The sequence below is a fragment of the Streptococcus salivarius genome (assembly GCF_009738225.1).
Classification (GTDB): domain Bacteria; phylum Bacillota; class Bacilli; order Lactobacillales; family Streptococcaceae; genus Streptococcus.
Map to the genome: position 1 here is coordinate 1,127,395 of NZ_CP018187.1, position 13,533 is coordinate 1,140,927.

Below are 13,533 nucleotides of genomic sequence, written 5' to 3' on the forward strand. Positions count from 1 at the left end.
TTTCACAAAATATTGAACTGCAAATGAGAATGTCTAGCTAAAAACCGAACCTTCTTCCATTTGTTGGGCCAAGTGTAAGAGGAGGTCTTCTCTTCCCTTGGCGGCTGTCAGTTGAACACCAAGGGACAGCCCTTGCCCATCACGATAGACAGGTAAAGAAATCGATGGTTGTCCCGTCAGGTTAGCTTGTTGGGTGAAAGGCGTCCAATCTAAACTATCCTCAAACATATCCCAAATAAGTTCTTGTTGCTTTGGCCAATCAAACTCAGACATATGCTTGAGTTGGTTCTGTAGGCTTTCAGAGAGGGCAAACTGCCCATGCTTAGGTGCCACATCCGCAACTGTAGGAGTCAGAAGAATATCGTAAGACTCATGAAAATTTGCCATCTGATGGCTATACTGGTCCCACTGAGTTAGGACTTTAGAGTAAACTTTGGCAGGAATCTTTTGCCCAGATTGGAAAATAGCCCAAGTCATTAACTCCATATCTTCAAGCGTCATCTGACGTCCCAAACCAGCCTCTATACCATCAAACATGGCAGCCGTCTCAACACTATTCATAATGTAGTAAGACTGCATAGCTTCAATCCCATTCAAGGGCTGATGGGAGATTTCATGGACATCATGTCCTAGACTTTCCAATGCTCTAGCAGCCTTTTTTGTCGCCGCAATAGCAGATTCTGACACCTTACCACCAATAGGAGAGACAGTCGACAAAGCAATCTTCAAAGGTCTAACTGCTTCTTCTAAAGACACTTTGCTAAGCTTCGGTAGAATAAAGGGACTTTCCATTTGACAAGTCTGCATATAATAAAGCAAGCGTTTTGTATCTCGTACAGTCTTTGTCAAAGCAAACTGAACAGAGGCCCCCTGCCATCCACGGAAAGAACTAGGACCGACAGGAATCCGTCCTCTTGTAGGCTTAAGCCCGATAAGTCCGTTAAAGGAAGCTGGAATACGGATAGAGCCTCCACCGTCACTAGCTGGTGCCAAGGGAGAAATGCCAGAACTCACAAGAGCTGCCGCACCACCACTTGATCCACCAGCATTACGTGTCACATCGTCAGGCAGGTTGACAGGACCATGAATCTGAGCATCACTAATATTTTTGAAGCCAAACTCAGGAGTGCTAGAACACCCTAAAATAATAAAGCCCAATTCCTCAAGTTTCTTAACATAATTATCTGTTTCCGTTGCATGAAAACTTGTAAATAGGCGAGAACCCGCTGTTGACGGCTCACCAGCTTGCTCTTGACCTAAATCTTTTAGAAAAATCGGGACTCCAGCAAAAGGTTTATCTGAGAAGTCTCTAGTTTCTGCTTCTTTCAATGCTTTTTCGTAGCGTTGACTGACGATAGCATTTATCCTAGAATTCGTCCTCTCCGTTTCACGAATAGTAGCCTCCACTAGTTCTAGGGGACTGACCGTCTTATTTTGCACGGCTTCTGTCATTGCCGTTGCATCTGACCACTCATTAATTGACATCTTATATTCTCCCTGCTTCTATTATTTCCTAAATTATACTAAAAAAAGCGAAACGCCTGAAACGTTCCGCCTTCAATCATGATATTTAATCTTGCCAAGTTTCTTGGTTTTCTTTAAATTTTTTCAAGAGTTGAAGTCCGTCTGCTGTGATGTAGCCTTGCACTTTAGCCACTTTGATCAACTCAGTGTAGTTTGAAAGAGTGACCAATTTCACGCCAGCATCAGCGAAGTTTTTCTCAGCTTTTGGCAATTCGTAAGTGAAGATAGCCACAACACCGATAACATCAGCCCCTTCACGCTCTGCAGCTGCTACAGCATCAAGTACTGATCCACCAGTTGAAATCAAGTCTTCAACAACAACCATTTTTTCGCCTTTAACCACACGACCTTCGATTTGGTTACCAGCACCGTGATCTTTTGGTTTACTACGGATATAGGCAAATGGAAGGTTCATTTTGTCAGCGATGATAGCACCGTGAGGAATACCAGCAGTTGCAGTACCAGCAATCACTTCTACTTCAGGAAATTCTTCCTTAATTTTTTCCACAAAACCATTTTCGATAAGTGTACGAGTTTCTGGGTAAGACAAAGTAATACGATTATCTGTGTAGATTGGTGATTTGATTCCTGATGCCCATGTAAATGGTTCTTCAGGTTTAAGGTAAACAGCCTTGATATCAAGCAAGTCAGATGCAATTTGTGATGCTAATGTCATAATTATTATCCTCCGTAAAGCGTTTTCTACTCTTTATTATAACCTAATTCAGTCTATTTTCCTATGAAATAAGGTCTTTTTGAAAATTTATTGACCGATCCATTGAGCCTTGATGTCGTGATAAGCCGCAACTGGATCATCAGCTTGCGTAATTGGGCGACCAACGACAATGTAGTCTGAACCAATTTGGCGAGCATCGGCAGGTGTCATGACACGTTTTTGGTCACCAACTGCTGCTCCTGCTGGACGAATACCAGGTGTCAAACAAACGAAGCCCTCATTTGTTGCTTCTTTGATTTTGGCTACTTCGTGTGCTGAGCAAACAACACCATCAAGACCTGCTTCAGCAGTCTTCTTAGCATAATGAACCACTGATTCTTGAAGTGTGGTTTGGATATTTTGGAAATCACGCATCTGCTCTTCAGAGGTAGAGGTCAACTGAGTTACAGCAATCAAGATTGGGCCATCTCCCAAGCCTTCACGGGCTGCTTTCATCATCTCCACACCACCAGCCGCATGCACATTTGTCATATCAACACCAAGGTTAGACAAAACACGCATTGCAGATTTGACAGTATTTGGAATATCGTGAAGCTTAAGGTCAAGGAAAACACTATGGCCAAGATCTTTAACATAGCGAACAATCTCTGGACCAGCCGCATAGTAAAGTTCCATACCAATCTTCACATAGAGCTTTTCATCAGCAGGAAACTTAGCAAGGAATGCCTTCACATCCTCAAAAGTCGGGAAATCAAGGGCAATAACAGGACGATTTTCTCTCATTTCTTATATCCTTTCACACAAAAAACCTCCGCCAGTCAGCGAAGGTTGCACGAAAATAGGGCAGTCCCTACCCTTTAGGTGATGCCGTAGCATCTCAGTACACCTTTCTCGCCTCTCTGGACTCGATTAAAGGTTCAGTTCAATTTGTTCTATTATAGCGCTTTTATAAGGGAATGTCAAAGGGGGATGACACCCAAATATCTATTCAAGCATCTTTATAAGCTCTTCATTTTGTTTGTCATAATAGTTAAAATAGCTTGAATCAATGTCCAAACAATCAACAAGAAGCAATCGCAGGTTTTCAGAAAGTTGTTTTAACTTCTTACGACTTAATAATCGCGTATCAATTTCTGACAAACCGTGAGCAACTTTATTTCGTTCACCATTCAAACTTAAAATGCCATTAATCGCTGTCTGAAGCTGAGAATCATATTCATAGAACTCAAGGATATTCAAGTAAGATAATAGATTAAGTGTAGATTGTACTGAAAAAATGCGTTCTTCAGTGTCTTCAATACCCCTAGATTTTTTCATTTTCTTATCAATATCGTCTAAAATTGCCTCACATTCAGGAAAACTTGGATTAAGTTTTGGCAGATTGCCAACAAATACAATTAAGCCCTCATGATCTTTTTTGATGGTTTCTTCGATGACAAATTCAGCTAGTGATTTTGCCTTAATCAAGACATCAGCAATATGCTCACGTTCTTTTAAAACATCAATCATCAAATAGTAATTCAAAGCCTTCTTTTGGGAGTCATCGAGAGGAAACGATAGGATATCTGAAAGAATAGACTGATTTTTGAAAACTCGTGAAAAATCGTATAGTTTCTCACGAATATAAGCGATTTTCTTTTTAGAAAGTAATTTATTATATTCTTTTCGATTGATTATCGCTTCTGCTGCTTGATAATCAAAGGAAGCAATTAAGCTTCTAAGATGACGTTTGACTAATGCTTGCGTAAACTTCTCAGATTTATCTTTAATACTTCGGTCAACAAAATCCAGACTATTATCTTGATTTTCCACAATAAGAGCATCTATCTCAGAGTCAGTCAGAGCTGTGTATTCTCTGTTTGCTCCATTTTTAGGAGTAGCAACCTGAATAGCTTGTGTATTATAGTCATTGATACGGTTAAGGGCAAAGAGAGCTGAAATAATTTGTGGTGTACCTGATGACAAGTTCAAGATGATTTCGTTATCGTCATTAGTATACTTTTGAACAATTTGCCCCATAACTTCATACATTTTGTCAAAAAGAAAGACTTCATCGTTATTCAAGATTGTAGAGTCAATTTCAATGATAGGATTATAGCCTTCGATTGAGAGCAAAACCTTATTTATCAAATCTTGTTTGACCATCATTTCTTGACTATATACAAGGACAATTTTGTCAGGTCTATAATTTCTTGCGATATGAAGTAAAGCTGCATCGTGATTATTACTTATAGGATCGGTTGTTCCTACAGCAGAGATTAAAATTTTCAATTCGGATCACCTCTTTAGTTCAACTTAGTCAATAATTTTTTATTCAAATCCTGATAAAAATTAAAATCACTCTGGCTAAAATGGTATTGTTCTCTCACTAGAGTTTTTAAGGTTTTCATAGCTATCCCCAGTTGTTTAACTGCATCTGAGTCCAAAGGACTTAAGCTGTGGGCAACCTTATTTCTAGAAGAATTCATTTCAATAATTGGAGCGATTGTTCTTCTAAGTTCAAATTCTCTCGTGGCTTTTAGGAGTTTACTATAATCAAAGAGACTTAGATAGTATTTCTGAATATCTTCACAATAATCATCTATTATACCTGGGTATCTTTTTTCAATATAGTCTTCCAAAATAAACTCAGTTAGGTTTTTAATTCGTATAAAACTTTCACTAACGTTCCCGCGTTCTCTTTGCAGTTCAATGGTCAAATAGGCACTAAGAATTTTTTGTTCAGCTTCATTAAACTTTTTATGCCGTAACCCTTTTGGAACATCTTGTTTTGACAGACATTTTACAATATCACGGATTTCTTCTCGGACATCTTTCAAATCCTGAAAATCTGATAATTGGTCTAGAATGTCTAGTGCCGCCTTATAGTCAAACTTCTCAATAAAATCTCGAGCAGTTTTCTTCAATAGAGCCTGACTAAATTTTTCAGCATTATCTTCAATCGTTCGGTCAATAAAATCGACTTTATTATCTTCATTGACTTCGATGAGTTCATCAATGTCCTCATCGTTATCATGACCGATGTTCTCGTTTGAAGCATGTTCAGGGCTCGAAACTTGAACTGCTCTGACATTGATGCCATTCAAACGGTTAATCACAAACAGAGCAGATTTGATTTGTGGTGTCGCACTAGAAAGATTCAAGATAAATTCGTCGTCTTTAGTATAGTATTTTTGCAAAATATCAGAGAAACGTTGAAACATCACATCAAAAATATGAACCTCATTATCACTAATAATGGAATCATGAATTATTAGTTCAGGCTCATAATTAGGAGCAATAGAAAACAAGGCTTTTTCAATATTACCTTGTTTTTTTGCAGTATGTTCTGAAAAAATCAATACAACTTTTTCGGGACGATATTTTCTTGCAATATGAATTAAGGCGCCATCGTGAAAATTTCTAAAGGGGTCTGTATCACCTACAGCTGATATAAGAACTCTCATTTATCAATCTCCTTAATCAAGAAATTAGCTTTCCCCATTTCATAAAAAGACTTGTCGTTTTTGATTAATGAATGATCACCAGAGGGAATCTTAACCGTTTTAAGAGGTGCTTTTGTGAGTTTCAGTACCCCTTTTTTTACCATTTTAGTTGTTGTCATTCTGCTATATCGTCTTTGTAGAATACCATCAGCTTGCTTAAATAGAGTCTTTGTCCAAGCACCAGTCCCGGCACCTAGATAAATTGGGTATTGAAGATTAGTTTGAATCATATCATCAGGAAATTCAGATAGGAAAAATGCCTTATATGCTTTATAAAACGTTTGTGCTCTCTTACCTAACTCCTCAATTAATTGTCCAGCCTCATTAGTAGTTGTTGTAATCTCAAATTCAATCTTTGTAAAAGGCGAAACTGATTCCCTATACAAAGGGAGGGGTTTAGCTTTATTTGTTTTCGCTGAATAATCCCATTTCTGCACCAAGATAAGTCTCTTATTATCAAAAGGCTTACTATCACTCACACGAATTGCATTAAACAAATCATCGTATTCTTTTCCCTTTTTTGGTCCCCAAGGGATAAGGTTCTTATTCTCTCTTGGAAATCTTCCAAAGTCATTTACAGCATTTTCATTATTCCACTTAGGTGTAGTATTCATTAAAATAGTTCGAATAGCACCTTTTAATGAGCTACCAGGAATGTAGGGATTACCAAAAGCATCACGAATAAACTTATTAACTTCGTTAATAGCTCCGGCTGAATTTGGATTTCTGTCCGATTCTAAACCTGTTTCAGAGATACTATAACCTCCAAAAGAACGCTCTGCAATTCGGTTATCATTTAAGAAGGAAATAAGACGATTATTACGTGCGTTTGGACGAGTTTGAATCAGAAATGCCTCAAACTTTTCAGCAAGCCTCTTCTCTACCATTTGATTATAGAATTTACCCATGTCAGGAAAGTAAAACTTCTTATTTTCATAGATAAATTCTCTAGAGGTATATTTCTCTCCATTGCCAATATGAATTGGAGCAAGTGTTAGGAGGCTCAATTTAAATGTTCTATAGTCATTTTTCATTTTTATACCTCCAATTTAAAGAATAGTGGTTTAGCATAATTTAAAACAGCATGAGGGAAATCAAGTGGTCTCACATCGACAATCTGCCCTTCAAATGTTTTACTAAAAGTCGAACCAGAAGCAAATTTGTAAAGATCTTGCTTACGATAATTTTCATTAGTAGCATGACTAAATGCAAAACCACTTGATTTAGTTAATAAGTAATGACCATCTTCCATTGCTTCTTCAAGGTCAGCATCTACAGGAAGTGCTGTCGTAAGACTCATCACTTTATCTGAATGATTCTTAGTCAGTCTATCTGATAATTCCAGTGGGATATTTTGAATATCTAACTCAAAACGACCATAACCACTTGAACGCTTTCCACCAAGACCTGAATACTGAAGACTAGTCATCAACTCATTAAGCAAATCAGATTCGTTTGCGATGACGTAAAGCGACGTATCGTTTGAAAATCTGGTTGTAGCAACCTGATAAAGATTGCCATCCTTATGTGGCTGATTTTTTGTCACAGTATCAATGACAGCATGCTCTTCATTTTCAAATAAATCTCCATTGAGGTAATCGTCAACATTTTCTAGAGCAAGAAATTGCAGTTTCTTAGACAATTTTGCTTGACGTCGAACCTCTTTCACATCAACTGATTGATCTATTTGGTCATGTTTGGGATAACCAATAGGCTTCGGCAAAAAGGGTCCAAATTGAAATGGAAAGGCATCTGTGAGCGTGAAATCGTCTTGGTTGGCTTCGGCAAGAAATGCATCGAGTTTTCCCATTTTTAGGGCTTCTAGCACTAGGGCTGAGAAGATACGGTCTGCTGAGAATGTTAATTTTGAGCTATCAAGAGTGCCCGAACCAAAATGAGCATTCTGAAAGGTCATGATATACATTTTATAGGTCATATTAGACCTCCGCAGTCAAAAGTTCATTCAATGGTTTAACATCATAATTTCCAAATACGGTAGTAGCTTTGAGGTTTTCAAAAGCAACCTTACCGTAACCTCGAGATCCAGAACCTCCAAGATAATCAAGTTCAAGAAGTTTTAAACCATCTCGAATCACTTTGAAATCTTCCTCGACTTGATTTTCATTCTTGTCTGTAATCTCGTAAATCAACTCAAAATCAAAGGTACTATTACGAATAGCACGTTCAATTTGTCTTGGATTGGCTTCGGCAGTGATACGGTCAATTGTATTTTCAAATTTTACTTCTGTGTAACTTCTTGCACCAAGAGAGTCTAGCTCATCAGTGTTTGACAAGAAGGCATCACGAAAAATCAAGCGTCCCATTTTGAATCGTTTATCTTCACTATTCCCAAATAAACGGCTAAGGACATCACTGTCGTCGCTTGGTTTCTCAGCTACCTTTTCATTATAAACCTTGGCAAGAAGCGTTCTCATTTTTCCTTTGAGACTTGAACCAGGAATGATTGGTAGGTTGGTAATAGGATCTTTAATAACAGGCGAATCGATAGCACCGATGGCCGCAAAAGCATTACTAGCCCCAATATGAAGGCCTGTCTCTAAACGAATTTGAGCTGAAAATTTAATCTTAGCGAATGTCATTAATCTTTACCTCCATAAAACTTGAAATAGGCCACTAGTGCTTCCATATATCTACAGAATCTTTGAAGTGTCTCTCTATCTTTAACTTCCTTAAGCGCTTCAAGAATTTGACCCTTTTCTACCAAATCTTTAACAGGGAAGAACGTCTGTCTATTAACTCTTACAGAGTTTCTTCCAGACTGATAGACGAATTGTACTCTTAAATAGGAAACATCATTTATTAATTCATCAAACTTTCTTTCTTTACTTCTATCATATAAAGAACTACATAAGGATAATAAATTTCTGATTTGTGACGTTGTTAGTAAATAATTCCCTTTATTATCCTTTTCAAGTAATGAAATAGCACGTTCTGCTTTATCAACATAATTCTCATCAGTTAAAATTGCCATGTATTAATCCTTCCTAATTTCATAGACATAGAGGAGCAAAGCTAATTCCGCCTCTTTACGGTCTGATTCATTGTTTGTATACCATTTGAAGAATAATTTCTTGAATTGTTTGAACTTATCTCTTTCTTCTTTGTCTGTTAACTCTTCCAGACGTGTCAAATAGTAAGCTAAGCGGGCAACATTCATCTTTTCTTCACTCTCGTAGTTTCGAAGCAATTCAATCAGTTTATATATGAAATTCTTGCCTCGTTCATCTTGGTGATTAAAGAAATAGCGAATCTGCTCTAACTTATCGTCGTAAACATTAGTGATAAACTGATCAAATTTAAAGGTATAGTCGGAACTAAAGAGTGAAATACTATCTTTCTCATTGCCTTTAGCTGCTTCTTCTAGCTCCCCTGTTTGATGTGCCATCAAGCTAATAGGGGTCTTATCGGCAAACAGACCAATACCAGCTGAGAGTGTTAGTTTTCCATTTGTCCATTTAATGAAGTTCTGACGGAGTTCAACAGTAAAGGCAATAATATCTTGCCAAGAGCCAATGGCAAAAACATCGTCCCCGCCGGCATAGATGATAGAGAGCTTTTTATCACTAGCAAACTGGTTAATATAAACCTTGAAGAAAAGACTCATGCTTCGAGAGAAGGTGGCTGAGCGTGATAAGGTACTATATTGCCCATTTCCTTGTTGGGAGAAGCCGGCCATAAAAGCAGCTCCCAAATCATCCACGTCAAGACGTACAACAGCTAAACGTTTAATACCTAATTTGTTTTCATTTTTAGATAAATCAGCATATTTATCTATTGTTGTGTGTTGGTAATCCCCAACAAAAACATGGGTTGCCTTGACCGTACCAGCCTTATAGTCATTTTTGACATAGACACGGGAAAACTCTTCATGTCTAAGCTTTTCAAATGCAATACCTTTAAGACAGGCATTTGGTCCAATTGGGAGTCCCTTGTTTTTAGTGATAATGAAATGATTATGGGCAATCTCTTTAGAAAAACAATACAAACCTTGACAAATTACGCATACTTTCTGGTTTTTCTTCTTACTATCAACTAAATTCTTACTATCAACTAAATTTTCAACAGAATGACAAATCTCGCACTCTCTTTCGGAAGATTTACCACCCCTATTCAACAACATAAGGGTCTGATAATCATACCTTGAGATTTTTTTCTCAGAAATCATGCGACTAGCCTTTTGATAGACCTGTCTATAGCTTTCAGGTGAGTTCAGTTCGCTCATGATATCCTTAGCCGCAAAGCTTCCCCAACCAAAGGCAACATATAATCTGGTTTGGAAATTGGCCAATAAAAATTGATTGAAATCTTTTTCAAATTGAACGAGTGTTTCTACCGTTTTTTCAGTATTAGCTAGGACAAAGTAAGCATGTCCCCCACCGACATAGAGCAAGTTAGCCCGATTAAGGCCTAGTTTATCAAGTAAACTATCTGCGATATACTCGCTCATAAAGTCAAGATACAAAGATCTAGCCTTTAATTGCTTAGCAGCACCACTCGTTGCAATATTATAGATAAAGTCTTGAATCCCTGATAAGTCAAAGCTAGCTAGGAGAAAAGCTTCTTCCTCGTAAAAAGCTGATGCTTTAGTAAACAAGTCCTCCTTATAGTTATGACGACCTTTGTCTTCTAAGTAATCATAGATGGCTAGAGCAAAAGCTGCTGTCAGACGACTATGCTCAGCAAGTGAAATATCAGCAATTTCCTTAGTATTAGTCGAAGAAGGCACAAAAGAGAGGGTTGCTTCAAACAGATTTAACAAAGAGTCAATTTGTGCTTGATTAAACTCAAATTCTGCCAATTCATTTTTGATGCGCGTCGCAATCGCCGCATAATCACCTTTTGAGAAGGGTTCATAGGTTGCCGACGCAAAGTTAGGTTCAGATTTCAAGTTCAGAACCGTCGGTTTAAAATAGCGTTTATCCGTTTGAGCTCCAAAAACATTAAAAATATCAGCCTGGTTTGTATAGGTATCCCAAATCTTAGCTGATGCATCCTCGTCACTCTCCTCATTTGACTGTCTTCTGTCGACACCTGATGCGATGTTATCAGCGATATAAGTTATGTAAGCGAGATGGTCATTGCTAAGTTTATCACTTTGGTAGTTAGCCATGTGATATCTAATTTGATCGGAAATAACCTGATTATCAACAATCTCATCAAACCAATCCGCGCCTACCAGGGCGTGTTTTTTTCGTTCTCCTGTCGCCCTTTGAATGACCTTACCGATATCATGCAAAAGAGCTCCATAAAATAAATCAATCTTTTCTTTCTTCAAGCTTTATCCCTCCCATACCGAGACTCGTTTTCATGCCAAGACCTAAATATTCACCGAATGTTAGAAGCATTTTGACATAAGCTTTTAGAGTTTGAGCGCCTTGTACTTTAAAGGTTAACCTTCCTCTAAAGGCAGGAATTCGTTGCCCGTGCACCCTGAAATAACTCGTCTCCAAGCGATAATTCGTGATAGTGCTGTGTTCAGATAGGTAATCTAAGGTATCCTCTTCAATTTCAGGCTGATTTTCAACCAACCTTCCATATTTTTGCATCAAACTTTGAAAAATCAAACGCATAGACGGGAAGATGACGTAGGAACCTTGAGATTTGAAACCTGTCGAAGTCTCAAAAATGATTGAAAAATAGGTTTGATTGTCCTCACTATTGAAAATCTCTAATAGTTTATCTGCCCCCAACTCCTGAATCTCAACTTTTTCGACACTGAGTTTAGGCAAGTCGTTTAAGGACACCTCTTTAATCTGTAATAAGGTCATAAAAACCTTATCCTCTAGGTCATCTGTAAGCAGATGCACAACCCACTGCGTGTTTTCTTTCCCTTGGATTACCTTGGTCGCATAGGGATTTGTTTGCTGCTGATGCAGGTAATCAACATAGTCACTATCCAACTGCTCCATCAAGAAGCCATGAAATTTAACAGCCAAATCTTGTGCAGGATGGTCGATCCTTTTAAAAGTAAATACTAATTTTTTCATTCGACTCCTTCATCTTTGTATGAAAAAACCCCAAAAGCTGAAAGTACTTTTCACCTCATTGGGGCGCCCTTAATGTGCTTTTAGTCTAACACTTTCTGGAAGCGGTGTCAAGACTATTTCCAAAATTTTCAAAAAGGTCCCCTCTCGAGGTATATAGGTTTATATCAAAGAAGCGAACGCTCACAATATGCTATTGAAAGTGTTCCCGTCCCCTCTCGAGGTAGATAGATTTATATCAGACAAAATACTAGCTATCCTTAATCAAAAGGGAGGGTTTCCGTCCCCTCTCGAGGTATATAGGTTTATATCGCAGTGTCTGTATTCGCACGTCCTGCCAAAGCGCAAGCGTTTCCGTCCCCTCGCGAGGTGGATAGGTTTATATCACAGCAGCGGCAATTTCACACCGTATTCAAAATGGTTTCCGTCCCTTCGCAAGGTAGGTAGGTTTATATCCCTTGAAACTATTATGACTATTCAAAAGTGGATTGAGTTTCCGTCCCCTTGCGAGGTGAGTAGGTTTATATCTGCAGATTTAACTATTTTTAGTTAAACAAAAGCAGTTTCCGTCCCCTCTCGAGGTAGATAGGTTTATATCAATGATTTTACACGTAAGGTAATTAATAAACGGTTTCCGTCCCCTCTCGAGGTAAATAGGTTTATATCCAAGGAAAAATCGAATTAGGTCTAGTTTCAGGCCGTCGTTTCCGTCCTCTCGCGAGGTGAATAGGTTTACATCCGTAAGTCAAACTCAGAGTAAAGAAACATCAACAAGGTTTCCGTCCCCTCGCGAGGTATATAGGTTTATATCCGAATGGATTGAAAAAAACTTGGAGAATATCCGATAGTTTCCGTCCCCTCACGAGGTAAATAGGTTTATATCTCAATGAAATGAAACAGGACAACGCTTTATAATATGTTTCCATCCCCTCTTGAGGTATATGGGTTTATATCAAAACGAAAACCTCTTGATTGAGTTGGAAGAAGCAAAGTTACCGTCCCCTCTCGAGGTATATAGGTTTATATCGTAGTCTTGATGATTTGATTAGTTATAAGTCTTTGGGTTTCCGTCCCCTCTCAAGGTACATAGGTTTATATCCCATGATAAGAGTGCTTCTACATTAAATCTCGTAATGGGTTACCGTCCCCTCGCGAGATAAATAGGTTTATATCTAAAACATTGAAACATGACACGGTGGGGCTATGGGTGTTACCGTCCCCTCTCGAGGTGAATAGGTTTATATCTTAAAGGTCATTCTGCACGAATTAGGACGCTCAGATGTTCCGTCTCCTCTCGAGGTGGATAGGTTTATATCGCAAAGGAACATTAGCTATCAATCAATCAAAAGATGAGTTTCCGTCCCCTCGCGAGGTGGATAGGTTTATATCACTTCAAGAATTGCAAGAATACGCTTTTAACGTTTTGGTTTCCGTCCCCTCGCGAGGTAGATAGGGTTATATCAGTTCGTAAAATATGATGATACATACAAAGAAGAAGCCAGTTACCGTCCCCTCCCGAGGTAAATAGGGTTATATCTCCCAGACGATATTCCAGTAAACGAAGGTGACAAGGTGTTTCCGTCCCCTCGCGAGGCATATAGGTTTATATCCCTGTGGTTATGACGGAAAAGCCCAACAAGAATTTATGTTACCGTCCCCTCCCGAGGTATATAGGTTTATATCACAGCATTTCCAAGGTTATATAGACGCTGTGGTTGTGGAGTTTCCGTCCCCTCGCGAGGCATATAGGTTTATATCTAATGGACGCACAAACAAAAGCAACCAAGAAATGGAAGTTACCGTCCCCTCACGAGGTGAATAGGTTTGTATCAGCAGGACTAGA

At 38.5% G+C, this 13,533-nt stretch carries 11 protein-coding genes; all 11 read right to left on the reverse strand.

Features of this window, described 5'->3' with window-relative positions:
- Positions 1 to 33: 33 nt before the first annotated feature.
- Positions 34 to 1,485 (reverse strand): amidase, encoded by a 1,452-nt coding sequence (locus BSR19_RS05570; RefSeq protein WP_156246719.1) that lies wholly within the window; start codon positions 1,483 to 1,485, stop codon positions 34 to 36.
- An 85-nt stretch (positions 1,486 to 1,570) separates the two neighbouring features.
- Positions 1,571 to 2,200 (reverse strand): orotate phosphoribosyltransferase, encoded by a 630-nt coding sequence (gene pyrE, locus BSR19_RS05575; RefSeq protein WP_004182503.1) that lies wholly within the window; start codon positions 2,198 to 2,200, stop codon positions 1,571 to 1,573.
- 87 nt (positions 2,201 to 2,287) lie between these two features.
- A complete protein-coding gene (gene pyrF, locus BSR19_RS05580) occupies positions 2,288 to 2,983 on the reverse strand; it encodes an orotidine-5'-phosphate decarboxylase (protein WP_156246720.1) in 696 nt (231 codons plus the stop codon).
- A gap of 201 nt (positions 2,984 to 3,184) precedes the next feature.
- On the reverse strand, positions 3,185 to 4,471 hold the full coding sequence (gene csm6 / locus BSR19_RS05585) for a type III-A CRISPR-associated CARF protein Csm6 (protein ID WP_156246721.1): 1,287 nt from the start codon (positions 4,469 to 4,471) through the stop codon (positions 3,185 to 3,187).
- 14 nt (positions 4,472 to 4,485) lie between these two features.
- A complete protein-coding gene (gene csm6 / locus BSR19_RS05590) occupies positions 4,486 to 5,646 on the reverse strand; it encodes a type III-A CRISPR-associated CARF protein Csm6 (RefSeq protein ID WP_156246722.1) in 1,161 nt (386 codons plus the stop codon).
- Positions 5,643 to 6,719, reverse strand: coding sequence for a type III-A CRISPR-associated RAMP protein Csm5 (gene csm5, locus BSR19_RS05595; protein WP_156246723.1), 1,077 nt, complete (start codon positions 6,717 to 6,719; stop codon positions 5,643 to 5,645). Before csm5 ends, csm6 (BSR19_RS05590) begins: the two co-directional genes overlap by 4 nt.
- A 2-nt stretch (positions 6,720 to 6,721) precedes the next feature.
- The gene (gene csm4 / locus BSR19_RS05600; protein ID WP_156246724.1) at positions 6,722 to 7,621 is read right to left on the reverse strand and encodes a type III-A CRISPR-associated RAMP protein Csm4; all 900 of its coding nucleotides are present in this window, start codon (positions 7,619 to 7,621) and stop codon (positions 6,722 to 6,724) included.
- Between the two features lies 1 nt (position 7,622).
- On the reverse strand, positions 7,623 to 8,285 hold the full coding sequence (csm3, locus tag BSR19_RS05605; RefSeq protein WP_156246725.1) for a type III-A CRISPR-associated RAMP protein Csm3: 663 nt from the start codon (positions 8,283 to 8,285) through the stop codon (positions 7,623 to 7,625).
- Positions 8,285 to 8,677 carry a type III-A CRISPR-associated protein Csm2 gene (gene csm2 / locus BSR19_RS05610; RefSeq protein ID WP_156246726.1) on the reverse strand — a complete coding sequence of 131 codons (393 nt, stop codon included), beginning with the start codon at positions 8,675 to 8,677 and terminating at the stop codon, positions 8,285 to 8,287. The genes csm3 and csm2 overlap by 1 nt, the downstream gene beginning before the upstream one ends.
- A 3-nt stretch (positions 8,678 to 8,680) precedes the next feature.
- Positions 8,681 to 10,981 (reverse strand): type III-A CRISPR-associated protein Cas10/Csm1, encoded by a 2,301-nt coding sequence (cas10, locus tag BSR19_RS05615; RefSeq protein ID WP_156246727.1) that lies wholly within the window; start codon positions 10,979 to 10,981, stop codon positions 8,681 to 8,683.
- A complete protein-coding gene (cas6, locus tag BSR19_RS05620) occupies positions 10,962 to 11,693 on the reverse strand; it encodes a CRISPR-associated endoribonuclease Cas6 (RefSeq protein WP_156246728.1) in 732 nt (243 codons plus the stop codon). Before cas6 ends, cas10 begins: the two co-directional genes overlap by 20 nt.
- Between the last annotated feature and the right edge of the window lie 1,840 nt (positions 11,694 to 13,533).

Excerpts from the sequence above, each read along its gene's own strand:
- csm3 (WP_156246725.1), bottom strand. The coding sequence starts at position 8,285 with ATGACATTCGCTAAGATTAAATTTTCAGCTCAAATTCGTTTAGAGACA.
- csm5 (WP_156246723.1), bottom strand. The coding sequence starts at position 6,719 with ATGAAAAATGACTATAGAACATTTAAATTGAGCCTCCTAACACTTGCT.
- pyrE (WP_004182503.1), bottom strand. The coding sequence starts at position 2,200 with ATGACATTAGCATCACAAATTGCATCTGACTTGCTTGATATCAAGGCT.
- csm6 (WP_156246722.1), bottom strand. The coding sequence starts at position 5,646 with ATGAGAGTTCTTATATCAGCTGTAGGTGATACAGACCCCTTTAGAAAT.
- csm4 (WP_156246724.1), bottom strand. The coding sequence starts at position 7,621 with ATGACCTATAAAATGTATATCATGACCTTTCAGAATGCTCATTTTGGT.
- csm2 (WP_156246726.1), bottom strand. The coding sequence starts at position 8,677 with ATGGCAATTTTAACTGATGAGAATTATGTTGATAAAGCAGAACGTGCT.
- cas6 (WP_156246728.1), bottom strand. The coding sequence starts at position 11,693 with ATGAAAAAATTAGTATTTACTTTTAAAAGGATCGACCATCCTGCACAA.
- pyrF (WP_156246720.1), bottom strand. The coding sequence starts at position 2,983 with ATGAGAGAAAATCGTCCTGTTATTGCCCTTGATTTCCCGACTTTTGAG.
- BSR19_RS05570 (WP_156246719.1), bottom strand. The coding sequence starts at position 1,485 with ATGTCAATTAATGAGTGGTCAGATGCAACGGCAATGACAGAAGCCGTG.